Annotated in this window: 20 protein-coding genes, 1 tRNA gene and 1 pseudogene; 12 read left to right on the top strand and 10 right to left on the bottom strand. The window is 69.2% G+C overall.

Annotation, left to right across the window (positions count from 1 at the left end):
- Window positions 1-1,233, bottom strand: a 1,233-nt coding sequence (locus tag K9U40_RS08565; RefSeq protein ID WP_282889790.1) for a bifunctional 2-C-methyl-D-erythritol 4-phosphate cytidylyltransferase/2-C-methyl-D-erythritol 2,4-cyclodiphosphate synthase, incomplete at its 3' end; no start/stop codon positions are given.
- Window positions 1,234-1,384: 151 nt separating this feature from the next.
- Here K9U40_RS08565 and dusB point away from each other — a divergent pair.
- From dusB to hflX, 10 genes are all read left to right on the top strand, one after another.
- Complete coding sequence (dusB, locus tag K9U40_RS08560; protein ID WP_282889789.1) at window positions 1,385-2,422, top strand: tRNA dihydrouridine synthase DusB; 1,038 nt, start codon at window positions 1,385-1,387, stop codon at window positions 2,420-2,422.
- Between the two features lie 80 nt (window positions 2,423-2,502).
- Window positions 2,503-3,588, top strand: coding sequence for a two-component system sensor histidine kinase NtrB (locus K9U40_RS08555; RefSeq protein ID WP_432715912.1), 1,086 nt, complete (start codon window positions 2,503-2,505; stop codon window positions 3,586-3,588).
- A 7-nt stretch (window positions 3,589-3,595) separates the two neighbouring features.
- Window positions 3,596-5,038 carry a nitrogen regulation protein NR(I) gene (gene ntrC, locus K9U40_RS08550; RefSeq protein ID WP_282889793.1) on the top strand — a complete coding sequence of 481 codons (1,443 nt, stop codon included), beginning with the start codon at window positions 3,596-3,598 and terminating at the stop codon, window positions 5,036-5,038.
- A gap of 381 nt (window positions 5,039-5,419) precedes the next feature.
- Window positions 5,420-7,672: a sensor histidine kinase NtrY-like gene (locus K9U40_RS08545; protein ID WP_282889787.1), complete on the top strand. Its 2,253-nt coding sequence runs from the start codon at window positions 5,420-5,422 to the stop codon at window positions 7,670-7,672.
- 3 nt (window positions 7,673-7,675) lie between these two features.
- Entirely contained in the window at window positions 7,676-9,043 is a 1,368-nt protein-coding gene (locus K9U40_RS08540; protein ID WP_282889786.1) for a sigma-54-dependent transcriptional regulator, read from the top strand.
- A gap of 88 nt (window positions 9,044-9,131) precedes the next feature.
- Window positions 9,132-10,508, top strand: coding sequence for a Trk system potassium transporter TrkA (gene trkA / locus K9U40_RS08535; protein ID WP_282889785.1), 1,377 nt, complete (start codon window positions 9,132-9,134; stop codon window positions 10,506-10,508).
- A gap of 29 nt (window positions 10,509-10,537) precedes the next feature.
- Window positions 10,538-11,956 carry a potassium transporter TrkG gene (locus tag K9U40_RS08530; RefSeq protein ID WP_282889784.1) on the top strand — a complete coding sequence of 473 codons (1,419 nt, stop codon included), beginning with the start codon at window positions 10,538-10,540 and terminating at the stop codon, window positions 11,954-11,956.
- Between the two features lie 15 nt (window positions 11,957-11,971).
- The gene (locus K9U40_RS08525) at window positions 11,972-12,829 is read left to right on the top strand and encodes a D-amino-acid transaminase (protein WP_282889783.1); all 858 of its coding nucleotides are present in this window, start codon (window positions 11,972-11,974) and stop codon (window positions 12,827-12,829) included.
- A gap of 149 nt (window positions 12,830-12,978) precedes the next feature.
- On the top strand, window positions 12,979-13,233 hold the full coding sequence (hfq, locus tag K9U40_RS08520; RefSeq protein WP_282889792.1) for an RNA chaperone Hfq: 255 nt from the start codon (window positions 12,979-12,981) through the stop codon (window positions 13,231-13,233).
- A gap of 216 nt (window positions 13,234-13,449) precedes the next feature.
- A complete protein-coding gene (hflX, locus tag K9U40_RS08515; RefSeq protein WP_282889782.1) occupies window positions 13,450-14,805 on the top strand; it encodes a GTPase HflX in 1,356 nt (451 codons plus the stop codon).
- Window positions 14,806-14,835: 30 nt separating this feature from the next.
- Here hflX and mazG read toward each other — a convergent pair whose 3' ends face one another.
- Window positions 14,836-15,666 carry a nucleoside triphosphate pyrophosphohydrolase gene (mazG, locus tag K9U40_RS08510; protein ID WP_282889781.1) on the bottom strand — a complete coding sequence of 277 codons (831 nt, stop codon included), beginning with the start codon at window positions 15,664-15,666 and terminating at the stop codon, window positions 14,836-14,838.
- A 104-nt stretch (window positions 15,667-15,770) separates the two neighbouring features.
- On the opposite strand from mazG, the gene K9U40_RS08505 reads away from it, so the two are divergent.
- Window positions 15,771-16,238, top strand: coding sequence for an SAM-dependent methyltransferase (locus K9U40_RS08505; RefSeq protein WP_282889780.1), 468 nt, complete (start codon window positions 15,771-15,773; stop codon window positions 16,236-16,238).
- Window positions 16,239-16,559: 321 nt separating this feature from the next.
- Here the strand turns inward: K9U40_RS08505 and K9U40_RS08500 are convergent, their stop codons facing one another.
- Both K9U40_RS08500 and K9U40_RS08495 read right to left on the bottom strand, forming a co-directional pair.
- Window positions 16,560-17,453, bottom strand: coding sequence for an MBL fold metallo-hydrolase (locus K9U40_RS08500; protein ID WP_282889779.1), 894 nt, complete (start codon window positions 17,451-17,453; stop codon window positions 16,560-16,562).
- Window positions 17,454-17,928: 475 nt separating this feature from the next.
- Window positions 17,929-18,006: transfer RNA gene (locus K9U40_RS08495), tRNA-Pro, on the bottom strand.
- A 251-nt stretch (window positions 18,007-18,257) separates the two neighbouring features.
- Between K9U40_RS08495 and K9U40_RS08490 the strand changes: the two genes are divergently transcribed.
- Window positions 18,258-18,617 carry a septal ring lytic transglycosylase RlpA family protein gene (locus K9U40_RS08490; protein WP_282889778.1) on the top strand — a complete coding sequence of 120 codons (360 nt, stop codon included), beginning with the start codon at window positions 18,258-18,260 and terminating at the stop codon, window positions 18,615-18,617.
- Between the two features lie 2,081 nt (window positions 18,618-20,698).
- Here K9U40_RS08490 and K9U40_RS08485 read toward each other — a convergent pair.
- From K9U40_RS08485 to K9U40_RS08460, 6 genes and pseudogenes are all read right to left on the bottom strand, one after another.
- Window positions 20,699-20,977, bottom strand: a pseudogene (locus tag K9U40_RS08485) (MerR family transcriptional regulator); the annotation flags it as partial.
- Between the two features lie 163 nt (window positions 20,978-21,140).
- Window positions 21,141-21,458, bottom strand: coding sequence for an integration host factor subunit alpha (locus K9U40_RS08480; RefSeq protein ID WP_282889777.1), 318 nt, complete (start codon window positions 21,456-21,458; stop codon window positions 21,141-21,143).
- A 208-nt stretch (window positions 21,459-21,666) separates the two neighbouring features.
- Window positions 21,667-22,641 carry a beta-ketoacyl-ACP synthase III gene (locus K9U40_RS08475; protein ID WP_282889776.1) on the bottom strand — a complete coding sequence of 325 codons (975 nt, stop codon included), beginning with the start codon at window positions 22,639-22,641 and terminating at the stop codon, window positions 21,667-21,669.
- Window positions 22,638-23,708 (bottom strand): phosphate acyltransferase PlsX, encoded by a 1,071-nt coding sequence (gene plsX, locus K9U40_RS08470; RefSeq protein ID WP_282889775.1) that lies wholly within the window; start codon window positions 23,706-23,708, stop codon window positions 22,638-22,640. The genes K9U40_RS08475 and plsX overlap by 4 nt, the downstream gene beginning before the upstream one ends.
- A gap of 166 nt (window positions 23,709-23,874) precedes the next feature.
- Window positions 23,875-24,384: a YceD family protein gene (locus K9U40_RS08465; protein ID WP_282889774.1), complete on the bottom strand. Its 510-nt coding sequence runs from the start codon at window positions 24,382-24,384 to the stop codon at window positions 23,875-23,877.
- Complete coding sequence (locus K9U40_RS08460; RefSeq protein WP_282889773.1) at window positions 24,381-24,944, bottom strand: ubiquinol-cytochrome C chaperone family protein; 564 nt, start codon at window positions 24,942-24,944, stop codon at window positions 24,381-24,383. The genes K9U40_RS08465 and K9U40_RS08460 overlap by 4 nt, the downstream gene beginning before the upstream one ends.
- Window positions 24,945-25,064: the final 120 nt, after the last annotated feature.

The raw sequence follows: 25,064 nt of genomic DNA, 5'->3' as shown, positions 1-25,064 counted from the left end.
GCCCTCCGCCGCGTCCTCGAACGGCAGGCGGATGGTGACGCTGGCCATGGCGGCGATGCCCTCCCGCCGGCCGGTGAAGCCGAGCTTCTCGGTGGTGGTCGCCTTCACCGACACGCGGGCGAGGGGCACGCCGGTGATGCGCGCAATCGCGGCGCGGATGGCGTCCCGGTGCGGCCCCACCTTCGGTGCCTCGCAGATGAGGGTGAGGTCGAGATGGGCGATGCGCCCGCCCCGCGCGGTCACCTTCTCCACCGCATGGGCGAGGAAGCGGTCGGAGGAGGCCCCCTTCCATTGCGGGTCGGAGGGCGGGAAATGGGCGCCGATGTCGCCGTCGCACAGGGCGCCGAGGAGTGCGTCGGTCAAGGCGTGAAGGCCCACGTCCGCATCCGAATGGCCTATGAGCCCGGCGGTGTGGGGCACGGCGACGCCGCCCAGCATCACATGGTCGCCGGGTCCGAAGGCGTGCACGTCGAAGCCGGTGCCGGTGCGCACGTCGGCGAGATCGGCCAAGGGCGCGTTGACGGGGGTACCGGCGGCGCGGGTCATGTCGTCGGGGGTGGTCAGCTTCACGTTGGTGCTCTCGCCTTCGAAGGTGGCCACGGGATGGCCAGCCCATTCCATCACCGCCGCATCGTCGGTCAGCGTCTCCACCCCGGCCGCCGCGGCGGCGGCATGGGCGGCGCGCAGGGCCGCGAAGCGGAACGCCTGCGGGGTCTGCACCGTGCGCAGCGCCGCGCGGTCCAGGGTCTCGGCCACGATGCCGTCGGCATCCACCCGCTTCACGGTGTCGGTCACGGCCAGCACGGGAATGGCGGCATCCGCGCCGCCGGCCGCCGCCACCGCGCGGGCGATGAGGTCCGGCGACGTGTAGGGGCGCGCCGCATCGTGCACCAGCACCAGGTCCGGACGCATGCCCCCCGCAGCGGCAAGGGCTTCCAGTCCCGCGCGAACAGACGCCTGTCGAGTCGCGCCACCGAAGGCCGGTGCCAAGATCTTGGGCAGATCGCGCGCTGTGTCCGCAAAGCGGACAGAATCATCGCTATGGATGACCGCGAGAACGGCCGCGATCTGGGGATGCGACGCGAACAGGCGTAGAGTGCGGCGCAGCACCGGCTCACCTGCCATCATCTGGTACTGTTTCGGCAGCGGGCCACCGGCGCGTGTGCCGCGGCCAGCGGCAACCACGATGGCAATGCAGGTTGGAGTCGCCGCATCGCGGGTGGCGCCACTCATGGCCGGTTCCTGTTCCGGAGCGGGTTGGCGGCCTGCTGCCGGTAAGGGGCGGCGGTTGCGATCCTGCTGCGCTGCACTTCCACGCAGACTGCCCTTGCGTGTGCCGTGCACTTGTCTAAGATGTAGGCAGAACCGAGGTGGCCTAATTTCTGTGCAAGAGACTGTCGCATTTTCCATTCCGGCGTTGCGGATCGGCTCCCACGCGCTGCCCAACGCTGTGATCCTCGCCCCCATGGCGGGAATCACGGATGCACCGGTGCGGCGCATGGCCGTCCGTTACGGCGCCGGGCTCGTCATATCAGAAATGGTGGCGAGCGAGGCGCTCCTCGAGGGTCATCCCGAGATGGTCCTGCGCGCGGAAGGGGAAGGCGTGCCGCTCCATGCCGTGCAGATCGCCGGCAATGATCCGCGCCTGATGGCGCAGGCCGCCCGCGTCGCCGAGGCGGCGGGCGCCGGCATCATCGACATCAATATGGGCTGCCCGGCCAAGCGCGTCACCACCGGCGCGGCCGGCGCCGCTTTGCTGCGGGACCTGCCGCTCGCCGGCGCGATTCTCGACGCGGTGCGCAGCGCGGTCGCGGTGCCGGTCACGGTGAAGACCCGGCTTGGCTGGGACGATGGGGCATCCACCGCCGTCGATCTTGCCCGCATGGCCCAGGAGAGCGGGCTGGCCATGATCACGATTCACGGCCGCACCCGCTGCCAGTTCTATACGGGCCGGGCCGACTGGACCGCCATCCGCGCGGTGAAGGATGCCGTCTCCATCCCGGTGGTCGCCAATGGCGATGTGGTCGCGACCGGCGACGGCCCCGCGATTCTCGCGGCCTCCGGCGCGGCAGGCGTCATGATCGGCCGGGGCGCGCAGGGGCGGCCGTGGTTTCCGGGCCGGGTGGCGCAGGCCATTGCCGGGGTGCGGGTTGCGGAGGATCCGCCGCTGGACGAGCAGCGGGCCGTGCTGCTGGAACTCTACGAGGGTTGGCTCGGCCTCTATGGCCGGGCGCTGGGCGTACGGCAGGCGCGCAAGCATGTGGGCTGGGCACTGGATGCGGTGGCCGCCGGCTCGGGCGAGGCGCGCGCCGCCTTCGTGGCGCGCTGGCGCAAGCGCCTCCTCGTCCTCGACGATCCCGCCGAGGTGAAAGCGGGCATCGTCGATGCCTTCGACGACATCATGTGGAGGGCCGCGGCATGACGGCCGAAGCCAGAAAGCAAGACACACGGAAGATGGATCAGAAGCGCAAGGCTGATCAGGATAGCGGCAAGGACCCGGCGATGACGCGCGCCATCCTGGACGCCGTTCCGCACCCCGTCTTCACCATCACCGGTGACGGGCATGTGGCGGCGGCGAACGTGGCGGCCGAGGCCTTTTTCGAGGTGAGCGCGCCGCTGCTGCGCCGCCGGCCCCTCAGTGATTTCGTGCCGTTCGGCACGCCGCTCCTCGGCCTTATCGAGCAGGTGCGCCAGCGCGGCGCGCCGGTCAACGAGTATCGGGTGGACCTCGGCACCCCGCGCAACGGCGGCGAGCGGATCGTGGATATCCACGTGGCGCCGGTTTCGGAGCATCCGGACCAGGTGGTGGTGATGCTTCAGGAGCGCACCATTGCCGACAAAATGGACCGCCAGCTGACCCATCGCGGCGCCGCCCGCTCGGTCAGCGCGCTCGCCTCCATGCTGGCGCACGAGATCAAGAACCCGCTGTCCGGCATCCGCGGCGCGGCGCAGCTTCTGGAACAGTCCGCCGACGACGAGGACCGGGCCTTGACCCGCCTCATCTGCGAGGAGGCGGACCGCATCGTGAAGCTGGTGGACCGCATGGAGGTGTTCTCCGACGAGCGCCCGGTGGAGCGCGAGCCGGTGAACATCCATGCGGTTCTGGAGCATGTACGCACGCTGGCCGCCTCGGGATTCGCCCGGCATATCCGAATCGTGGAGGAGTACGACCCGTCCCTGCCGCCGGTGCTCGCCAACCGCGACCAGCTGATCCAGGTGTTCCTGAACCTGGTGAAGAATGCGGCCGAGGCCATCGACGGCGACCAGGACGGCGAGATCCAGCTCACCACCGCGTTCCGTCCGGGCGTGCGCCTCACGGTGCCCGGCGCCTCCACGCGGGTGAGCCTGCCTCTGGAGTTCTGTGTCCGGGACAACGGCAAGGGCGTGCCGGACGACCTCATTCCCCACCTGTTCGACCCGTTCGTCACCACCAAGCCCACCGGCAGTGGTCTCGGTCTTGCTTTGGTGGCGAAGATCATCGGCGACCACGGCGGCATCGTCGAATGCGACAGCCAGCCCCGCCGTACAACCTTCCGCGTGCTCCTGCCCATGTATCGCGGCAAGAGCACGGCTCAAGAGGATAACTGAGGTGTCGATGCCTACCGGAAGCATCCTGGTCGCCGACGACGACGCCGCGATCCGCACCGTGCTCAACCAGGCGCTCTCCCGCGCCGGCTACGAGGTGCGCTCCTGCGGCAACGCGGCCACCCTGTGGCGTTGGGTGAGCCAGGGCGACGGCGACCTCGTCATCACCGACGTGGTGATGCCCGACGAAAACGCCTTCGACCTCCTGCCGCGCATCAAGAAGGCGCGGCCGGACCTGCCGGTCATCGTCATGAGCGCGCAGAACACCTTCATGACCGCCATCCGCGCCTCCGAGCGCGGAGCCTATGAATATCTGCCGAAGCCGTTCGACCTGAAGGAGCTGATCTCCATCGTCGGGCGCGCTTTGGCGGAGCCGAAGAAGGGCGACGGGCACCACCACTCCCACGAGGAGCAGGACAACATCCCGCTGGTGGGCCGCTCGCCCGCCATGCAGGAGATCTATCGCCTCCTCGCCCGGCTGATGCAGACCGACCTCACCGTGATGATCGCGGGCGAGAGCGGCACCGGCAAGGAGCTGGTGGCCCGCGCGCTCCATGATTACGGCAAGCGCCGCACGGGGCCTTTCGTCGCCATCAACATGGCGGCGATCCCGCGTGATCTCATCGAATCCGAGCTGTTCGGCCACGAGAAGGGCTCGTTCACCGGCGCCACCACGCGCAATCCCGGCCGTTTCGAGCAGGCGGAGGGCGGCACGCTCTTCCTCGACGAGATCGGCGACATGCCCATGGAGGCGCAGACTCGCCTGCTGCGCGTGCTCCAGCAAGGCGAATACACCACCGTTGGCGGGCGCACGCCCATTAAGACCGACGTGCGCATCATCGCCGCCACCAACAAGGATTTGCGCACCCTGATCCAGCAGGGCCTGTTCCGCGAGGACCTGTTCTTCCGCCTCAACGTGGTGCCCCTGCGCCTGCCGCCCCTGCGCGAGCGCTCCGAGGACGTGCCGGACCTCGTGCGCCACTTCTTCCTCCAGGCCGAGCGGGAGGGCCTGCCGGCCAAGCAGATCGACGCCGCGGCCCTCGACCGCCTGAAGCGCTACCGCTGGCCGGGCAATGTGCGCGAGCTGGAAAACCTGGTGCGGCGCCTCGCGGCGCTCTATCCGCAGGAGGTGATCACCCCCGCCATCATCGAGGCGGAGCTGTCGGAGCCCATGCCCAGCGCCCTCTCCGAGGAAGGGCCGGTGGACGCCACGCTTGCGGCCTCGGTGGAGCGGCACCTCAACACCTATTTCTCCGGCTTCGGCGAGGATCTGCCGCCGCCCGGCCTCTATCACCGCATCCTGAAGGACGTGGAATATCCGCTCCTGTCCGCCGCGCTGGCAGCCACGCGGGGCAACCAGATCAAGGCCGCGGAACTCCTCGGCCTCAACCGCAACACCCTGCGCAAGAAGATCCGGGATCTGGACATCCAGGTCATCCGCACCTCGCGGTAGGGACGGGCACGGCCCCAGCCTGAGGCCCTCGCCAGGGAGGGCCGAACCTTGAGCGCGACCACGCCCGGTCTCCCATCCGGACGTGGCGTCGCCGTGTTCCATGACATGACGACGCAGGGTTCCGCCCGTCCGCCCGACCCAGGCGAATCGCGGCTGACGTGAGATGCATGAGCCATTTGCCGAGGAAGACAGGGCGTTCGCCGTCCTGTGCAAAACCCTCGCGGAAGGGACCGGGCTACCAACCTCTTGCCCCGGTTGCGGCAATTAGGGCCACCCGCTTGCCCTCTGTCACATTTTTGCACCAGTGTCGTTCCACTGCATCACCTTCGCAGCGCGAGTCGCATGCGTGGCGGCGGCAGACCGGGGGAACGGGTGACATTGATGATGGACGCGCCGGTGAAGGACGCAACGGAAGTGTCTGCGCCGCGCCGCGGCATCACCGCCCGCCTGTTCGCGCCGGCCATCGTGGTCCTGTCGCTGGTGCTGGCGGTGGCCACCTTCCTCATCCTCATGGGCCTCACCTCCATCGTGCCGACGCCGCAGGTGGTGGTGGGCGTGCTCACCGCGTCGGGAATCGCGGTGCTCATCCTGCTGGCCATCATCGGCCGGGAGGTGTGGCGCATCCTGCGGGCGCGGGCGCGGGGCCGGGCGGCGTCACGGCTGCATGTGCGCATTGTCGGGCTGTTCGCGGGCGTCGCGGTGGTGCCGGCCATCGTGGTGGCGCTGGTGGCCAGCCTCACCCTCGACCGCAGCCTCGACCGCTACTTCTCCGGCCGCACCCGGGAGATCGTCGGCACCGCCGCCTCGGTGGCCCAGACCTATGTGCGCGAGCATGCGCTCTCCATCCGCGGCGACGTGCTCGCCATGAGCAACGACCTGTCGCGGATGAAGCAGCTCTACGACAGCGATATCGAGAAGTTCCGGCAGATCCTCACCGCCCAGGCGGCGCTGCGGAACGTTCCGGGCGCCCAGATTGTCCGCCGCGACCTCTCCGTGGTGGAGCGGGCGAACCTGCGCACGGACCGCGAATATATCGTCCCCGGCAACATCGCCATCAACGAGGCGACCTCCGAGCAGCCCATCATCTACCTGCCGTCGGACGCGGACTTCGTCGGTGCCGTGGCGCCGATCGCGGGGTTTGACGACCTGTTTCTTTATGTGGCGCGGCCCATCGACCCCCGGGTCATCGGCTATCTGAAGGTCACCCAGGACACCCTCGCCGACTACCGGGCGCTGGAGGAGCGGCGCTTCAACGTGCAGCTCGCCTTCGCGCTGATGTATTCCATCGTCACGCTCATCGTGCTGCTGTCGGCGGTCTGGCTCGGCATCAATTTCTCCAAGTGGCTGGTTTCACCCATCCGCCGGCTCATGTGGGCGGCGGGCCGGGTGGCGGCGGGCAACCTGGACGTGCAGGTGCCGGTGAACCGGGCCGAGGGCGACCTCGCCACGCTGGGCGAGACCTTTAACAACATGACGGTGGAGCTGAAGACCCAGCGCAACGCGTTGGTCACCGCGCGCGACCAGATGGACAGCCGACGCCGCTTCACCGAGGCGGTGCTCTCCGGCGTCGGCGCGGGAGTCATCGGCCTCGATGCCGAGGCCCGGGTCACCATCCTCAACCGCTCGGCCGAAAAGCTGCTCGGCCTCACCGAGGCCGAGGCGCTGGGGCGCAGGCTCGCCGACGTGGTGCCCGAGACCAGCGACCTCGTGGCCGAGGCGGTGGCGGCCGAGGCCGCCGGTGCCGGCCAGCGGGTGGTCCAGGGCAACATCACCATCCAGCGCGAGGGCCGCGAGCGCATCTTCGCCGTGCGCGTCACCACCGAGCAGTCCACGGCGGATGACCATGGCTGGGTGGTCACGCTGGACGACATCACCGCCCTCATCTCGGCCCAGCGCACCTCCGCCTGGGCCGACGTGGCGCGGCGCATCGCCCACGAGATCAAGAACCCGCTGACGCCCATCCAGCTGTCCGCCGAGCGGCTGAAGCGCAAATACGGGCGCCACATCACCCAGGACCGCGACGTGTTCGACCAGTGCACCGACACCATCATCCGCCAGGTGGGCGACATCGGGCGCATGGTGGACGAATTCTCGTCCTTCGCCCGCATGCCCAAGCCCGTCGTGGATGCGCAGGACCTCGCCGAGACCGTGCGCCAGGGGGTGTTCCTCATGCGCGTGGGCCATCCGGGCGTGACCTTTGAAGCGGAGCTGCCCTCATCCATGCCCGCGCGGTTCGACCGGCGCCTGATCTCCCAGGCGCTCACCAACATCCTCAAGAACGCTGCCGAAGCCATCGAGGCGGTGCCCGAGGCCGAGCGCGGTCCGGGCCGCATCCGCGTGCGGGTCGCGGCGGAAGGCGAGGACCACATCATCGACATCATCGACAACGGCGCCGGCCTGCCCAAGGAAAAGCGCAGCCGGCTGCTGGAGCCATACGTGACCACCCGCGAGAAGGGCACCGGGCTCGGGCTCGCCATCGTGGGCAAGATCATGGAGGAGCACGGCGGCTCCATCGAACTGAATGATTCGCCCGAGGGCCGGGGGGCCTGGATCCGGCTTCGGATGCGGGCGGACGGGCAACCACCGGCCGGCGCGGGCGGGGCGCAACCGGTCCCTGAGACAGGGAGGGCCTGATACATGGCCATGGACATCCTCATCGTGGACGACGAAGCCGACATCTGCGAACTGGTGGCCGGCATCCTGGAGGACGAGGGCTATGCGGCCCGCACCGCCCGGGACGCCGACGGCGCGCTCGCGGCCATTGCCGCGCGCCGGCCCAATCTGGTCTTCCTCGACATCTGGCTGCAGGGCTCGAGGCTCGACGGGCTGGAGCTGCTGAACGAGATCAAGGCCCAGCACCCCGAGGTGCCCGTGGTGATGATCTCCGGCCACGGCAACATCGAGACGGCGGTGGCCGCCATCAAGCGCGGCGCCTACGACTTCATCGAGAAGCCGTTCAATGCCGACCGCCTGGTGATGGTGGCCGAGCGGGCGCTGGAGACGCTGCGCCTCAAGCGCGAGCTGAAGGAGCTGAAGCAGCTCACCCCCCACGGCCGCCTGCTGGTGGGCCGCTCCAGCGCCATCCAGCAGCTCAAGGCCACCATCGAACGGGTGGGACCCACCAACAGCCGCATTCTCATCGTCGGTCCCTCCGGTTCCGGCAAGGAACTGACCGCCCGCCTCATCCACGGCACCTCCACCCGCTCGCAGGGGCCGTTCGTGGTGCTGAACTCGGCGGCCATCACGCCGGAGCGGCTGGAGTTCGAGCTGTTCGGGGTGGCCGAAGGGGAGGGCCGGGAGCCCAAGCGCGGGGCGCTGGACGAGGCCCACGGCGGCACGCTGTTCCTCGACGAGATCGCCGACATGCCGCGCGAGACCCAGAACCGGGTGCTGCGCGTGCTGGTGGAGCAGACCTTTACCCGCATCGGCTCCAACGACAAGGTGAGCGTGGACGTGCGCATCATCTCCTCCACCGGGCGCAACCTGGAGGAGGAGATCGCCAAGGGCCGCTTCCGCGAAGACCTCTACCACCGGCTCTCGGTGGTCCCGATCCGCGTGCCGCCGCTGGCTGAGCGGCGCGACGACATCCCGGACCTGGTGGAGTTCTTCGTGGACACCATCTCGCAGACGACGGGCCTGGCGCGCCGGCCCATCGGCGAGGATGCCATGGCGGTGCTCCAGTCCCACGACTGGCCGGGCAACGTGCGCCAGCTGCGCAACAATGTGGAGCGCCTGCTCATCCTGGCCGGCGGCGACACGGAGGCTACCATCACCGCAGCCATGCTGCCCCCCGACGTGGGCGCGCTGGTGCCGAACCTGCCCAACGGCAATGGCGGCGAACACCTCATGGGCCTGCCGTTGCGTGAGGCCCGCGAGGTGTTCGAGCGGGAATATCTTGCCGCCCAGATCAACCGCTTCGGCGGCAATATCTCACGCACGGCGGAATTCGTCGGCATGGAGCGCTCGGCCCTTCATCGAAAGCTTAAGGCTCTCGGCGTAGGCTAACGAAGCAGTTGACGCAGTGCCTGAAATAGGCGCTGGCTCGGGGGCGGCCGGCACGGTCGCGATCGGTTCGAGGGCCGGGGGAGGGTTCATGAAGGTCGTGATCTGCGGCGCGGGCCAGGTGGGGTTCGGCATCGCCGAGCGCCTCGCCGGTGAGCAGAACGACGTGTCTATCATCGACGCGAGCCCACGCCGCATCCAGATGGTGACCGAGCAACTGGACGTGCGCGGCGTGGTGGGGCAGGGCTCCCATCCGGACGTGCTGGCGCGGGCCGGCGTCGAAGCGGCCGACATGCTCATCGCCGTGACGCTCCACGACGAGGTGAACATGGTGGCCTGCCAGGTGGGCCACGCCTTGTTCAATGTTCCCACCAAGGTCGCCCGCATCCGCGCCCAGACCTATCTCGCGCCCGAATGGCGCGACCTGTTCTCCCGCGACCAGTTGCCCATTGACGTGATCATCTCGCCGGAGATCGAGGTGGGCGAGATGGTGCTGCGCCGCCTGTCCCTGCCCGGCGCCACCGACACGGTGAGCTTCTCCGACGGGGCGGTGCAGGTGGTGGGCGCACTGTGCGGCGAGGACTGCCCGGTGGTGGATACCCCGCTCAGACAGCTCACCCAGCTGTTTCCGGACATGCCGGCCACCATCGTGGCCGTGAGCCGGAACGGGAAGACGCTGGTGCCGCGCGGCAATGATCAGCTCGCCATCGGCGACATCGTCTATTTCGTCGCCCAGGCGGATCAGGTGCAGCGCGGGCTGTCCCTGCTCGGGCACGACGAGGTGCCGGGCCAGCGCATCGTCATCGCCGGCGGCGGCAATATCGGCTTCTACGTGGCGAGCGAGCTGGAGCGGCGCAACGCGGCGGCGCGGGTCAAGCTGATCGAGTTCTCGCGGGAGCGCTCCCAGACCATCGCCGAGGTGCTCTCGCGCACCGTGGTCCTGAACGGGGATGCGCTGGAGCGGGCCATCCTCGACGAGGCGGGCGTCCGCGAGGCGGACACCATGATCGCCCTCACCAATGACGACCGCATCAATATCCTGTCCTGCCTGCTGTCCCGGCAGATCGGCGCGAAGCGCATCCTCGCGCTGCTGAACGAGCAGGGCTACGCCACTTTCGCCCGCGGCCTCGGCATCGACGCCCATGTGAACCCGCGCCAGATCACCGTCTCCAAGGTGCTCCAGCATGTGCGGCGCGGCCGCATCCGCGGCGTGCACGCGCTGCTCGACGGCTCCGGCGAGATGATCGAGGCGGAGGCGCTGGAGACCTCGCCACTCGTGGGCAAGCCTCTGAAGGACCTGGACCTTCTGGAGGGGCTGCGCATCGGCGCCATCGTGCGGAACGGGCAGGTGCTGCTGCCCCGCGGCGACTTCGTCGTGCGCGCCCACGACCGGGTGGTGCTGTTCGCCCTCGCCGACCGCATCAAGCGCGTGGAGCAGCTGTTCCGCGTGGCGCTCGAATTCTTCTGATCCCGCGTTCTGCCGACCACAAGGCGCCCATGATCAACGCCGCCCGCCCGCTCGCCGCCGGCCTGTTCACCGTCGGCCTCCTCGCGCTCCCGCCGGCGGCGGTGGCGGCGCGCGGCGGGGAGGGGCATGCGCCGGTCTTCCTCGCCACCTTCGGCTTCTGCCTGTTCCTCGCGGGGCTGCTGCGCTTCACCACGCAGGACCTGCCCCAGGGCACCCTGCGCCTGACGCGCGCGGGCGGCGTGGTGCTGGTGGCGGGCCTGTGGCTGCTGCTGCCGCTGGCGGCGACGCCGGCGGTCGCCATCGTCTCCGGCCTGCCGCCGCTTGCCGCCTGGTTCGAGGCCGTGTCCGCCTTCACCACCACCGGGGCGAGCGCGCTCAAGCAGGGGCCGGCCAGCCTTTATGTGTGGCTCGCTCTGCTGCAATGGGCCGGCGGCCTGCTGACCATTGTCGCGGCGGTGGCGGTGCTGGCGCCGGCGGGCCTGGGCGGCCTGCCGGACCGCACCCCGCGCGGCGGCACGACCCTCGACGCGGTCGACCTGTCGGCCGTGCTGCGCGAGATCGGTCCCGCCTATCTCGGCGCCACCATCCTCGCGCTCGTCCTGCTGATGGTCGGCGGCGAGAGCCTCTATGTCGCCTTCACGCTGGCGACGGCGGTGGTTTCCGCCGGGGCGCACCTGCCGCCGGAAGCCCAGCTGGCCCTGACACTGGACGAGAGCCCGAAATGGCTCCTGCTGCCCTTCCTCCTGTGGAGCGCCACCAGCGTGCGCTGGCACCGCGCGCTGCTGACGCGGCGCATCAATGCCGCCCCCGAGCAGACGGAAAGCCTCGTCATTCTCGGCTGGTGGGCGGTGCTGGGCATCGTGCTCGGCGCCATCCTCTATCGCTCGGCCGACGTGCCGTCCCTGGAGGCGGTCCGCGACGGCCTGTTCTCGGCCGCCTCGCTCATTTCCACCAGCGGCATCGGCCCGCGCGAGGGCACCTATGCCAGCCTGCCGCTCGGCCTCGTCATCCTGGTGGTGTTGCTGGGCGGCGGCGCGCTGTCGGTGGCGGGCGGGCTGAAGATGCACCGGCTGCGCGCCATTCTCCTCAACACCCGCGGCGGCCTGATGCGGCTCGTCTATCCCCACCTCGTGCAGCCGGCCGCCTATGAGGGCGGGGGCCCGGTGATGCTGGGCATCTGGGCCGGCGCGGCGAGCCTCGCCCTTGTCTTCGGCGTCTGCGTCGTCGCCCTGAGCCCGGGCCTGCCGGGCCTCGACGCGGCGCTGGCCGCGGCTGCGGCCGTGGTGACCAACGCGGGACCCGTCTACGACGCCGGGGGCGGCGGCTGGCCGCCTTTGTCCTCGCTGCCGGCCGGCTCCGTCGTGGTGGCGGTACTCGGCATGGTGGCGGGACGGCTGGAGATCATCGGCCTCCTCGTCGTCGTCCATCTCGCCATCTGGCGTACCTGAGAAGCGTTTCTGCCCATGTCCCGCATCGCCTACGTCAACGGTCGCTATCTGCCCCACCGCCACGCCAGCGTTCATGTGGAAGATCGCGGCTACCAGTTCGCCGACGGCGTGTACGAGGTGTGCGAGGTGTGGAACGGCCGTCTGGTGGACCAGCGGCGCCATCTCGACCGGCTGGAGCGTTCCCTGCGGGAATTGTCCATCGCCGCGCCCATGAGCCGGGCCGCCCTGGCCGGGGTGCTGGAGGAGGTGGTGCGGCGGAACGGGGTCCGGGACGGGCTCGTCTATCTCCAGGTCACCCGTGGCGTGGCGCGGCGGGACCATGCCTTCCCGCCGGCCGGTACCAGGCCGTCCGTCGTGGTCACCGCGCGCCGGTCCGACCGCAGGGGACAGGAGGCGCTGGCGGCCAAGGGCGTCGCCGTCATTACCGTGCCGGAGAACCGCTGGCCGCGGGTGGACATCAAGTCCACCTCGCTCCTGCCCAACGTGCTGGCCAAGCAGCAGGCGAAGGAGGTCGGCGCGCGGGAAGCCTGGTTCGTGGATGCGGAGGGCAACGTTACCGAGGGGGCATCCACCAATGCGTGGATCGTCACCCCGCAGAAAAAGATCGTCACCCGCCCGGCGGAGAGCGGGATCCTGCGCGGCATCACCCGGACGGTGGTGCTCGAGGTGGCGGCCGATCTGGGCTACGCTGTGGAGGAACGTCCCTTTACCGTGGCGGAAGCCCTGAAGGCCGCCGAGGCCTTCATCACGGCGGCCACAACGGTGGTCATGCCCGTGGTGCGCATCGACGGCCACGTGGTGGGGGAGGGGATCCCCGGTCCGATTGCGACGTCTTTGCGACTGAAATTCCACGATTTTTCAGAATTGGCCTGACGTATCCACGGCCACGCCCATGCTGCGGAGCAAAATAATATTGCGCCGCCATGGAGCTGTGCCATTCTAGCCTGCCAACTCTCGCGTGGCGGAACGGCGCTGATCTGCGTCCGCCACCGGGCCTCAACGCCAAAAAAACGGATACGAAAATGGCGGCGGAACGGACACAAAATCTCCAAGACACTTTTCTCAATCACGTCCGCAAGAACAAGACACCTCTCACGATATTCCTGGTGAATGGGGTGAAGTTGCAGGGCGTCGTCACTTGGTTCGATAATTTCTGCGTGCTTCTGCGCCGCGACGGACATTCCCAGCTGGTTTACAAGCACGCCATTTCCACCATTATGCCGGGTCACCCGGTGCAGTTGTTCGATCCCTCCGACGATGGAGGCGAAAAGGCTTAAGGCGCTGTGGGGCGTGGCACCGGCAAGGGGTCCGGCAAGGGAGCCGGAGCGACGTTGAAGACAGGATCCAAGCTGGGGGCCAGGGGTGACGCCACGACCCGGACCGACACGTCCGGGGGCGGGGCGACTCGGGCCGCGAAATCCCGCGCGCCCGAGGTCGAAGCTGCGGTAGCCGGAGCGTCGGACCCCACTTCATCGGGTGAACATCCCGAGGTGTTGTCTGCGCGCGAGGACGGCCGTGGCGGCATCGACCGTCGCGCGCCGCCGACGCGCTGCGCCGTCATCACACCGTCGCTGGCGAAGCGGGTCACCCGCGGCGCACCCGAGCGGCGCAGCCCGCAGGCGCGGCTGGAGGAGGCGGTGGGCCTTGCCGCCGCCATCAACCTGGACGTGGTCTTCTCCGCGATCGTTCCCCTGTCCGAAATCCGGCCTGCCACCTTTCTCGGCACCGGCAAGGTGGAGGAGCTGGCGGGCGTGGTGGAGACGGAGGCCGTGGACCTCGTCTTCTTCGATGCGGCGCTGTCCCCGGTGCAGCAGCGCAACCTGGAAAAGGCGTGGTCCGCCAAGGTGGTGGATCGCACTGCGCTGATCCTTGAAATTTTCGGCATGCGTGCCCGCACCAAGGAGGGCGCGCTGCAGGTGGAGCTTGCCCACCTCAACTACCAGCGCTCGCGCCTGGTGCGGTCCTGGACCCATCTCGAGCGCCAGCGTGGCGGCTTCGGCTTCCTCGGCGGACCGGGCGAGACGCAGATCGAGGCGGATCGCCGGCTCATCGGCGAGCGCATCGTGCGCATCGAGAAGGAGCTGGAGCAGGTCAAGCGCACCCGCGGCCTGCACCGCGCCAGCCGCAAGCGCGTGCCGTATCCCATCGTCGCGCTGGTGGGCTATACCAATGCGGGCAAATCCACGCTCTTCAATCGCCTGACCCGGGCGGAGGTGATGGCAAAGGACCTGCTCTTCGCCACCCTCGACCCGACGCTGCGCGCGGTGGATCTGCCCCACGGTACCCGCATAATCCTCTCCGACACGGTGGGTTTCATTTCCGAACTGCCGACCCAGCTCGTCGCCGCCTTCCGCGCCACGCTGGAGGAGGTGCTGGAAGCCGACCTCATCCTGCACGTGCGCGACATCTCTCACCCGGACACCGACGCCCAGGCGGCCGATGTCGCCGACGTGCTGGAGGATCTGGGCGTCGATCCCCAGCCCGGTGGGCGGGTGATCGAGGTGTGGAACAAGATCGACCGCCTGGCGCCGGAAGAGCGCGAGCCGGTCGAGAACCGCGCCGCGCGCGGTGGCGCCGAGGCGCCGGTTCCGGTTTCCGCGCTGACGGGGGAGGGGACGGACGACCTTCTTGGCCTCATAGAGCGGCGTATCACCGCGGGACGGGTGACCGTTTCGGTGACGCTGGCGGTGGAGGACGGGGAGGGGCTCGGCTGGCTCTATCGCCACGGCGAGGTCCTGGAGCGCACCACGAGCGAGGATGGCGCCGTTCACGTGGCCCTGCGCATTCCCCCGGACCAGGCGGGCCTTGTCACCCGCCGCTTCGGTGTTCGCCGCGTCCACCAGATGTGAAGCGCGCCGCCGGGGCGCCGACCGGGCTTCTCACGCGCGCTCCTTGAGCTTCGCCGCCTGCCAGAGGGCTTCCATCTCGTCGAGGCTCGCCTGCCCGGGAGCCCGCCCGGCGGCGGCAAGTTCATCCTCCACATGGCCGAAACGCCGGGTGAACTTGTCGTTGGTGCCGCGCAGCGCCGCCTCGGGGTCCACGCCCGCGTGCCGGGCGAGGTTCACCACCGCGAACAGGAGATCGCCGATCTCGTCCCGGATCGCCGCCGTGCCGCCGGCATCGAGCGCCTCGGCAACTTCCTCCGTCTCCTCGCGGATCTTGGCCAGCACCTGGCGCGCATCGTTCCAGTCGAAGCCCACGCGGCTGGCCTTCTCCTGAAGCTTCAGCGCGCGGGTGAGGGCAGGCAGGGGGAGGGGCACGCCGGCGAGGGTGCCCTTCTGCGTCGTCTCCTCCGGTAGGCCCGCCGCCGCCCGCGCTGCGGCGCGCTCGCGCTTCTCCTCGGCCTTGATCTGCGCCCACAGGCCCTTCACCTCGTCTGGCGAGAGATCCCGCGCGGTGCCGAAGACGTGGGGATGGCGGCGGATGAGCTTGGCGGTGATGGCTTCCACCACGGCGCCGAAATCGAACGCGCCCTCCTCTTCGGCCATCCGCGCGTGGAACACCACCTGCAGCAGCAGGTCGCCCAGCTCGTCCTTGAGGTCCGGCATGTCGGCGCGCGCGATGGCGTCGGCCACCTCGAAGGCCTCCTCCAGCGTGTAGGGCGCGATGGTGGCGAAGGTCTGCTCCAGGTCCCACGGGCAGCCGGTCCCCGGCGTGCGCAAGGCGGCCATGATCTCGATGAGGCGCGCGATGTCGCGGGAGGCATCCATAGGCTTCTCCATTCCGAAGCGGGGCGGCGATCTGGTGCGCGGCGCCACCTTTACCGCATGCTGTGCCGTCCTATGCTCCGCCCAGCCTGGAAGAGGAAGAGACCATGGTCGAGATCGCGCCCGCCGGCCCAGTCGATGAGGATATCCGTCCGGGGGAAAAGGCCGTGGCGTTGCCGGAGCGCTTCGATGCCGGCCTCTATTTCATCGGCCGCATCCGCACGCCCTGGAGCGAGCGGGGTGCCTGTCCCCGCCGTGGCGACCCGGAGGAGGGGCCGGTCTGCGTCCTGGAGATTGATCCCCGCTGGGCCGAGGCGTTGATCGGCGTTGCCGACTGCCCGCGCCTGCAGGTGCTGTACTGGATGAACCGGGCGCGGCGCGACCTCGTGCTCCAGAGCCCGCGCCATGACGGCGAGACGCGCGGCACCTTCGCCCTGCGCTCGCCGGTGCGGCCGAACCCGGTTGCCTCGTCGGTGGTGCGGCTGGTGGGCGTGGATGGCCTTCGCGTCGAGGTACGGGGGCTCGACTGCCTCGATGGCACGCCGCTCATCGACCTCAAGGTGCAGCATTCCTGACCAGCGCCGGAAATCCGGGCCGGACCGGGCCGGAACGGCCCGGCTTCGGTGCGCCCGGACCCATGGGCGAGTCGCGGGCAGGAGGTTCAGACTCCTGATCCCATGATTCGCAGAAGAGATATTATGGAACTATCACTCCAATCCAACCGGGAGGAGGGCCTGCTGGATCCGCCTGCGAGGCGGTTGCCGATGACCTTCAGCCAGTCTGAATCTTCACAAAAAGAATAAATTGAAACAGAGGCTTGAAGAACAAAGCCGATCCATCGCGCGAATCATTCGAGGACCTGCATGAAGGCCGAAGGGTGAAGATCGTGCCGTACGTCAACTGCCTGCCGTGGCGTTGGCTGGCGCCGTCGCGTGGCGGATGCGGGACTCGAAGCGCAGGCCGTCATAGGCCGGGACGATGGTCGCCGGCAGGCGTGCTTCCAGAGCGGCATAGTCGAGGTCGGTATGGAGGTTCGTGAGGATCGCCCGTTTCGGTTTCACGAGCGCCACATGATCGAGTGCCTCCTGAAGGGTGAAGTGCGACGGATGAGGCGTCTCGCGCAGCGCGTCGATGATCCACACATCCAGATCATGCAGGCGGCCCAGGCTGTTCTCGGGCAGTCCATTCACATCGCTGGAATAGGCCACGTCGCCGAAGCGGAAGCCGAAGGAATCGATGTCGCCGTGGCGCTGGCGGAACGGCAGGGCGGCGATGGGGCCGCCTGCCCCTTCGACCACGATTTCCCTGCCCTCCCGGAACCGATGTTCCGTGAGGATAGGCGGATAGGCGCTGCCCGGGGGCGTCGAAAAGCAGTAGCCGAACCGCTGATGCAGCATGCGGGAGGTATCCTCATCCGCAAAAATGTCCACCCGGCGGCGATGGTGGATGGCGAGCGGACGCAGATCGTCGATGCCGTGGGTGTGGTCCGCGTGCTCATGGGTGTAGAGGACGGCATCGATATGGGTCACGCCCTCGCCGAGCAACTGCTCCCGCAAGTCCGGTGAAGTATCGACCAGGACAGTGGTTTTTCCGCTCGGCCCGATGCGCTCCACGAGCATGGAGCAGCGGCGGCGGCGGTTGCGCGGGTTGAGGGGGTCGCAGGCGCCCCACCCCTGCCCCACCCGTGGCACGCCGCCCGACGAGCCGCATCCCAGGATGGTGAAGGTGAGGCTTGGGCCGGTTTCGCCGGGCAAGGGCTGGCCCGGCAATGGCTCGGCAGGCAATGGCATGTCTCTCGTGACCTCGCTGCGTCTGCTGCTCGGATCAAGGGTCAGGGCGGAGTCGGGCCGCAGCCTGATCCAGATTCGCTCCGGAGTCACACCCGGGACGCCAAAATGCCATTCAGTCACACTGAAGCGCGCTACAGCACGCCGCGCCGGATGCCGTGGCGCGCGAAATCGTGAGTCGCCCTCGCACTCTGTCTCAACCGCGAAAACGAGCGTGTTTGCTGTTGCTTACGTTAAGTGATTCGCCTGCATCATCAGATGAGGAAATACCGGTAACCTGGGAATGTCGCCGGTCCACGCGAGAGCGCCCGGGCACGGGCGGCGCGGATGACCAGCCTTACCGGGGCCGCCTTTGGGAGCGAGGAGCGGTCGCATGCTGCATTGCACGCGACAATGCGGGCAAGGGGCATCCCTCGCCGCTGCGGTGATGCAACGACGACGGGACCGAACCGAAGGTATGGGTGCTTCGGAGAAGGAATGGTCGGAGCGAGAGGATTTGAACCTCCGACCCCTAGTCCCCCAGACTAGTGCGCTAACCGGGCTGCGCTACGCTCCGACGAGGATCGGAGGCTTAGACCATCGCTCCGGCAGGGGCAAGCCCCTCTTGCGCAGCTATCCCATGCTCTCCCCAGCAACATGCATTTGCCGGCCAAGCCACAGCTTTGGATTGCCGTGGAGGTATCGAATATCGGCAGAATTGTGATCCGGAAAGGCGAATCGTCACCTTTTGGCCGGCAAATCGGGACGCTGTCGCCCCATTGCGTCGTCATTCGGCGATCATCCGAAATTACACGGAAGATTGATCGCATGAAGATTCGCGTGGTCCTGTCCTGCGCCGCCCTGTCTCTCTCGGCCGGAATGGCCGTCTCGAGCCCGGCGAAAGCGGACACCTCCACCGGCGTCGCCTCTTACTATTGGCAAGGCCAGAACACCGCGAGCGGTGAGCGTTTCAACCCCTCCGCCATGACGGCGGCGCACCGCTCCCTGCCGTTTGGCACCAAGGTGCGCGTGACCAACCTGCGTAATGGCCGCAGCGTCGTCGTGCGCATCAATGATCGCGGGCCCTACATCCGCGGCCGGGTGATCGACGTGTCCCGGGCCGCCGCCTCGGAACTCGGTTTCACCGGCTCCGGCATCACCCGGGTCGCCCTCAACGTGGTGAACTGACACCGGCGGCATTTTTCAGAGCTTAATGGTCGCACGAGGCCGCGCGTCAGGATGGAGGCACTCTCCGGCGCGGCCTCGGCGTTTTCGGTCCTTAACGTGCGGGATGCGCGATCCGGCTGCGCCAGGCGCGGCTCCGGCGCGGGGGAGCGTCACCCCCCCGGACGGTCCGTGTTTCGCGGCGCCAGCACCTCCTCCATCAGCCGGCGACATTCGCCAAGCTCATAGAGCGCGGACTGCATGCGATGCACGTCGTCGCGCGAGAGCGCCGGCGCGGCCATGGGAGCCTGTCCCGTCATGCGCGCCTCCGATCTGAGGTGCGGCGGCAGATACTGCTCGGGCGGACCCGGCCGGAGCGGCTCGCGCGGCGCGCGCTGCACCGGCGGCTCCGGTTCTGGCACATAAGAGGCGGGTTCGGCGCGGAACGCGGGATTGGGCAGGTCCAGGGGGGCCTCGCCCCGGCTCCAGGGCGGCGGCGAACGCCGCTGTGGCGCCACATAGGGTTCGGGCGCGGGGGCCGCCCGGCCGGCCATGCGCTCGGCGATGCGGCGCTGCTCGGCCTCCGGAAGCACGTCCGATTGGGGCTCGTCCTCGTGGATGGGGCCGATGAGCGGGCCGATACGGGTCGCCCGTGGCAGCGACTGGGGAGCGCCCTCCCCCCAGCCTTCATCCCATACCCGCCGCACCTCCTCGTCGGCCCAGCCCGTCATAGGACGGGCGTGGGGCGGCATGGACATGGACGCCGCAGAGGCCGGCGGACGACCCCCGGTCGCGCGGTGCTCCTGCGCGTGGTGCTCCTGCGGCCACTGTTCTTGCGGCCGGAACTCTGGCGCGGCGATGGAGGGCTCGCGCCGCTCCGGCCGAGGCGGCGATAGGGGGGGCCGTCGCCGCTCCTCGTTCATCATCTCGGTCTCCGGATCGGCGGCCATGGCGGCGTGGCGTGGCGTGGCATGGCGTTCGACGGGGCGATAAAGCGGCTCGTCGTCTGGAGGCGTGTCGGAGGCGGCCGGACCGGCCTCGTCCGCGACACTGTCGTGCCATGCCGCCTCCACCCAATCCGTCTGCCGCCATTCTTCATCCTGCACGGCGCGATTGCGACGCGGCTCGCGTGCGGGTCCGCGCGGCGGCGGCTCGGATGGGGCGCGCCGGGCGCGCGGAGGAAATCGATCCGGGCGCGGCTCGTCCTCGAATCCGGCGCCGTCCAAATGCGCGTCCTGCCGACCTTCGCTCTGCCGGCGCTCTTCCGGGGGATACGCGTCGGCCTCCCATGCCGCCCGGCGTGGTGCAGTGGGCGGCATGGGAGCGTGCGCGACGGGGCGTAGGGGCTGCTCCTGCGGAAGGTCCCGGGGGGGCGCGCGGCGGGCGCGCGGCGGGATGTATTCTTCCGGCGGCCCGTCATCCTCCGGCATCTCGTGCGGCCGCAGGGGGCGCCGTTCCTGGGCGCGCAGGCGCTGGATGCGCGCCTCGATGGGCTCGGACACGGCGGATGCCGCCACGGGAATGTCCTCGAGGAACGGCAGCAGCGGATCGTCGAACGCGGCGGGATGCGGCGGCGCCGCGCCGGCGCCCTCTCCCTCCCGATGGGGCAGACGCGCGGCCGGGCCGCGGCTCGGGCGCTGCGGGGCGAGCACCGGCTCGACACGCTCGCGCATTCGGGGCGCTCCGCGCGGCTCGTCGGAGGACGGATGCGGCGGTTCCTCGCCGAGGGTCGGCTCGCGCCGCTGGCCCGCCTCCGGCGCGTCGAAACCGCGGCGACGCTCGGGCGGCCTGGGTTCGGGCGGCCTGGACTCCGGAGGCATGGGCTCCGGGGCGCGGGCGCGGGGCGGCTGCCGGAACACGATGGGCGGCTCCGGCGGCTCGTCCGCAAGGTCGCGGTCGGCCTCGGCATCCGGAAAGGGCAAGGGCAGCTCGGCCACGTCCGGCAGGTCGGGGAGCACGTCGTCCTCCCCGCCCCGGCCGCCATGGCCCGCCTTGGGGCGGCGGCGCGGCAGCAGGCCGAGGAGGCCGCCGAAGGTCACGCCCTCCCCCGCCTCCCCGCGCTGCGGCCTGGCCGACCGCATGACCGCAACCTCGCGCTCGATGCCGAGGTCCTGGACATAGCGCACGCCCTGATCCTTCAGGATGCGCTGCGCACCCTTGATGGTGAAGCCGTCCGTATAGAGCAGGTGGCGGATGCCGCGCAGGAGGTCCACGTCCTCCGGCCGGTAGAAGCGCCGGCCGCCGGCCCGCTTGACCGGCTTGATCTGGGGAAAGCGCGTTTCCCAGAAGCGCAGGACGTGCTGCGGAAGGGCCAGGTCTTCGGCGACCTCGCTGATGGTCCGGAAGGCGTCCGGAGCTTTCTCCGTCTCGCGCGCGTCGCCCACCTTGTCTCCCGCCTCAATCGACCGAATCGCCCCGATCTCCTGGCGGAATCATACGGGCGATCGCGGCGGGCGGGAAGTTGCGGCAACAGGCGGCGCGGGGAACGGCCGCGGCTTGTCCCCTGCCCGTTGGGCGGGGCGGCCTGCGGAGGCTCGTCCTCGGGGCTCAGTCCTCGTCGGCGCCGTCGCCGACGGTGCCGTTGATCCGGTGCTTGAGGATGCTGGACGGCTTGAACACCATGACGCGGCGAGGCTCGATGGGCACTTCCTCGCCGGTCTTGGGATTGCGCCCGACGCGCTCGCCCTTCTCGCGCACCACGAAGGAGCCGAAGGACGAGAGCTTCACGGTTTCACCGCGAGCCAGGCAATCGGCGATCTCCTTCAGCACCATCTCCACCAGCTGGGCGGATTCGGTACGGGACAGCCCCACCTGCTGATAGACGGCCTCACACAGATCCGCCCGCGTCACGGTCCGACCAGCCATATTTCACCCCGGCCCCAGAAAGATAGCGCGATCCGCTCGAAGCACCGTTCGATGGATAGGCTCGCAGAAGTCGAGCAATAATTAACCGAGTAAGCATCACGAACGTGACGGAACGATCACCGCACGTTCCAGGCTACCCGTCACTGGCGAAGGAAAGTGCACCGCAAACTAGCCGCGCATGCCAAGGGCGGTCAACGACTTAAATCAATTACCAGCGCAACAGCGCCGATCCCCAGGTAAAGCCGCCGCCCATCGCCTCCAGCAGTACCAGATCACCCCTCTTGATGCGCCCGTCCTTCACCGCCACGTCGAACGCCAGCGGAATCGACGCAGCAGAGGTATTTCCGTGGCAGTCCACGGTGGTCACCACTTTCTCGGTTGCAATCCCGAGCTTCTGCGCGCTTGCGTCGATGATGCGGCGATTGGCCTGATGGGGCACGAACCAGTCGATGCTCGAGGCGCTCTCGCCGGTCGCGGCGAAGGCATCCTCGATCACGTCGGTGATCATGCCCACCGCATGCTTGAACACCTCCCGGCCTTCCATCCGCAGGTGGCCGACCGTTCCGGTGCTGGAGGGGCCGCCGTCCACGAACAGCTTGGCGCGGTGCCGCCCGTCCGAGCGCAGGTGGGAGGTGAGGATGCCGGCGCCGTGGGCGTCGTCCGCCCGCACCGCCTCCAGCACCATGGCGCCGGCGCCATCGCCGAACAGCACGCAGGTGCCGCGATCCTCCCAGTCGAGGATGCGGGAGAAGGTTTCCGCCCCGATCACCAGCGCCCGCTCGAAGGCGCCGGTCTTCAGGTAGGCGTCGGCGGTGGCGAGGCCGAACACGAAGCCGGAGCACACCGCCTGAATGTCGAACGCCGCGCCGCGGGTGATGCCAAGCTCCGCCTGCACCGTCACCGCCGTGGCGGGGAAGGTCTGGTCCGGCGTCGCTGTGGCGAGCACGATAAGGTCGATGTCGCGCGCGGCGAAGCCCGCGTCCGCAAGGGCCCGCTCGGCGGCCTTCAAAGCGAGGTGCGAGGTGAACTCGCCCTCGGCGGCGATGTGGCGCTGGCGGATGCCGGTGCGCTGCACGATCCAGTCGTCGGACGTGTCGATGCGCCGCGCGAGATCGTCGTTGGAGAGAACCCTCTCGGGGAGATAGGACCCGGACCCCCGGGCGACGGACCTGATTCCGCTCACGATTGCCCTTCCACCCCCGCCACCTGCGGCCGGCATTCTGCGATGCCCGGCGGCTGGCGGCCGACGAGGCTCTTCTCGATGCGCGCGAGCAGCTCGTTGCGCACCATGTCGTAGGCGAGATCGACGGCGGCGGCGAAGCCTTCCGCGTCGGTCCCGCCGTGGCTCTTGATGACGATGCCGTTGAGGCCCAGGAACACCCCGCCATTGGCCCGGCGCGGGTCCATCTTTTCCTTCAGGATGCGGAAGGCGTCGCGGGCGAGCAGGTAGCCGATCTTGGCCCTCAGGGTCCGGCCCATGGCGGCGCGCAGGTAGGCGGCGAGCTGCTTGGCCGTGCCTTCGGCTGTCTTCAGCGCGATGTTGCCGGAAAAGCCCTCGGTCACCACCACGTCCACCGTGCCGGCGCCGATGTCGTTGCCCTCGACGAAGCCGTGATAGTTCACGTCCACATTCTCCTCGCGGAGGATGCGCGCGGCTTCCTTCACTTCCTCGACGCCCTTGATCTCCTCGACGCCCACATTGAGCAGGCCGACGGTGGGCGCCTTGATGTCGAACAGCACCTCCGCCATGGCCGAGCCCATGATTGCCATTTCCACCAGGCTCTTGGCCGTGGCGCCGATGGAGGCGCCCACGTCCAGCACCACGCTTTCCCCGCGCAGGGTCGGCCAGATGGCGGCGATGGCGGGGCGGCTGATTCCCGGCATGGTGCGCAGGTTGAAGTTGGCCATGGCCATGAGCGCGCCGGTATTGCCGGCGGAGACGGCCACGTCCGCCTCCTTCAGCTTCACCGCGTCGATGGCGCGCCACATGGAGGACTTGTAGCGGCCGCGGCGCAGGGCCTGGCTCGGCTTGTCGTCCATGCCCACCACCACGTCGGTGTGGACGATGCGGGAAACGGCTTCAAGCCTGGGGTGGTTTTTCAGCACCTCGCGCACGCGCGCTTCGTCGCCATACAGGACGAAGGCGATGTCGGGATGGCGGCCGAGGGAGATTTCCGCTCCGGCAAGGACCGTTTCGGGTCCATGGTCGCCGCCCATGGCGTCGAGGGCGATGCGGACGGATGCGGTCATCTCAGGCAGGTGTCCTTGGGATCTCTTGCGGGTTCATCGGCGCGGCGCCTGGGGAGGGACAATCGCCCCGCATGACGCCTGACGCTTCGGCGCGCGGACAATAGCGTCTCGCGCCCGCATCGCAACTGGCTCCCGGCATTCAAGGGGCTCTGCCGTAAAATTCGCGTCACTCGCCGTCCTTCAGGCGGGCGAGCGCGGCGAAGGGCGACGCCGCGGCCACGTCCTCGGCCGGCGGCTCGAACACCGCGCCCGGCTTGCGCGGATAGGGATCGACGCCCAAAGCGAGGAATTCGCTCACCAGCGCCCCGGCGTCGATGTGCCCGTCCTGGATCTCGTCCGGCGGGTCGATCTCGTTCTCCTCGTCGGTGTCGGCAGGCCTGAAGGTGCCGGCCGGCACGAAGTGCACGTCGATGCCCTCGGACAGGGGCGCGTCGAACGGCTCCAGCGTGACGCCGCAGGTCTGCCGCACCGTGGCGGTGAGGCGGCCGGTGACATGGACCCCTGCCGCGCCCTCGGGCGCGAGGTGGAGCCTGGCCACGAGCTGCTCCACCGCAAGCACGCCGGCATGACGGGCGAGGGCGGCGCAGGTGGCGGCGTCGGGATTGAGCTCCAGGTCGAAGCCGCCGGGGGGCAGGTCGGTGACGGAGAAGGGATGGGAATAGGGTAGATCGGTCATGTCTCGCTCTCCCGCCGGGCGGGGTCGGGCAGGTCCAGGACGCCGCGGGCCAGGATTTCAGTAGGCGTCGCGCGGAGCTTCGCCACGGCGGCGCGCACATAGGCGGCCAGCGCGACGGCTTCGGGCGAAGGCGGAGCTTCGCCGGTGGAAAGGATATTGCGGGAAAGCGCCTGCACAAGGGCGGCGTCGTCCGCATGGGCCAGGGCCGCGTCATAGGCCGCGGCGCGGCCGAAGAAGGCTTCGCCGACCTTCTTCATCTTCTTGGGCACGGTGAGGTCGCCCACGCCGAGCTCACGCATGGTGGCGTCCATGTCCGCCGCGAAGGCGTCGAAGATGTCCTGCGAGAGCGAGCGTTCCAGCGTGTCGCCGCCCTTGAGGCGATGGCAGGCGAGAACGGTGTGGAGAACCACCATCTCGAACCGGCCTTCCAGCGTATCGGGCACGCCGAAGTCGGTGTAGAAGTCCGCCCGCCGCGACTGTGCCACGATCGCGCCATACAGGCGCTCGATGGTCGCGCGCGACATCGCACGGGTCTTGGACGAGCGGAACAGGTTGAACATCGCAAATCCGGGGCGAGACGGTCCTGGCGGCGGGACGGGAATTCGGCCAAGCGGCGTAACGCGCCGCCGGCCCCGTGGCAAGGGGCGGTGAAGCGGCGGCAGGAGCCGGTCCGTGCAGGA

Origin of the sequence: Xanthobacter autotrophicus, assembly GCF_030015065.1 — a bacterium.
Lineage (GTDB): Bacteria > Pseudomonadota > Alphaproteobacteria > Rhizobiales > Xanthobacteraceae > Xanthobacter > Xanthobacter autotrophicus_D.
The sequence above is the reverse complement of the archived record's forward strand: the minus strand, read 5'-3'. Positions and strand labels throughout refer to the sequence as shown.

Coding starts and splice junctions, on each gene's coding strand:
- K9U40_RS08555 (WP_432715912.1), top strand. CDS start 2,503: ATGACGCGCGCCATCCTGGACGCCGTTCCGCACCCCGTCTTCACCATC.
- ntrC (WP_282889793.1), top strand. CDS start 3,596: ATGCCTACCGGAAGCATCCTGGTCGCCGACGACGACGCCGCGATCCGC.
- K9U40_RS08545 (WP_282889787.1), top strand. CDS start 5,420: ATGATGGACGCGCCGGTGAAGGACGCAACGGAAGTGTCTGCGCCGCGC.
- K9U40_RS08540 (WP_282889786.1), top strand. CDS start 7,676: ATGGCCATGGACATCCTCATCGTGGACGACGAAGCCGACATCTGCGAA.
- trkA (WP_282889785.1), top strand. CDS start 9,132: ATGAAGGTCGTGATCTGCGGCGCGGGCCAGGTGGGGTTCGGCATCGCC.
- K9U40_RS08530 (WP_282889784.1), top strand. CDS start 10,538: ATGATCAACGCCGCCCGCCCGCTCGCCGCCGGCCTGTTCACCGTCGGC.
- K9U40_RS08525 (WP_282889783.1), top strand. CDS start 11,972: ATGTCCCGCATCGCCTACGTCAACGGTCGCTATCTGCCCCACCGCCAC.
- hfq (WP_282889792.1), top strand. CDS start 12,979: ATGGCGGCGGAACGGACACAAAATCTCCAAGACACTTTTCTCAATCAC.
- mazG (WP_282889781.1), bottom strand. CDS start 15,666: ATGGATGCCTCCCGCGACATCGCGCGCCTCATCGAGATCATGGCCGCC.
- K9U40_RS08505 (WP_282889780.1), top strand. CDS start 15,771: ATGGTCGAGATCGCGCCCGCCGGCCCAGTCGATGAGGATATCCGTCCG.
- K9U40_RS08500 (WP_282889779.1), bottom strand. CDS start 17,453: ATGCCATTGCCTGCCGAGCCATTGCCGGGCCAGCCCTTGCCCGGCGAA.
- K9U40_RS08490 (WP_282889778.1), top strand. CDS start 18,258: ATGAAGATTCGCGTGGTCCTGTCCTGCGCCGCCCTGTCTCTCTCGGCC.
- K9U40_RS08480 (WP_282889777.1), bottom strand. CDS start 21,458: ATGGCTGGTCGGACCGTGACGCGGGCGGATCTGTGTGAGGCCGTCTAT.
- plsX (WP_282889775.1), bottom strand. CDS start 23,708: ATGACCGCATCCGTCCGCATCGCCCTCGACGCCATGGGCGGCGACCAT.
- K9U40_RS08465 (WP_282889774.1), bottom strand. CDS start 24,384: ATGACCGATCTACCCTATTCCCATCCCTTCTCCGTCACCGACCTGCCC.
- K9U40_RS08460 (WP_282889773.1), bottom strand. CDS start 24,944: ATGTTCAACCTGTTCCGCTCGTCCAAGACCCGTGCGATGTCGCGCGCG.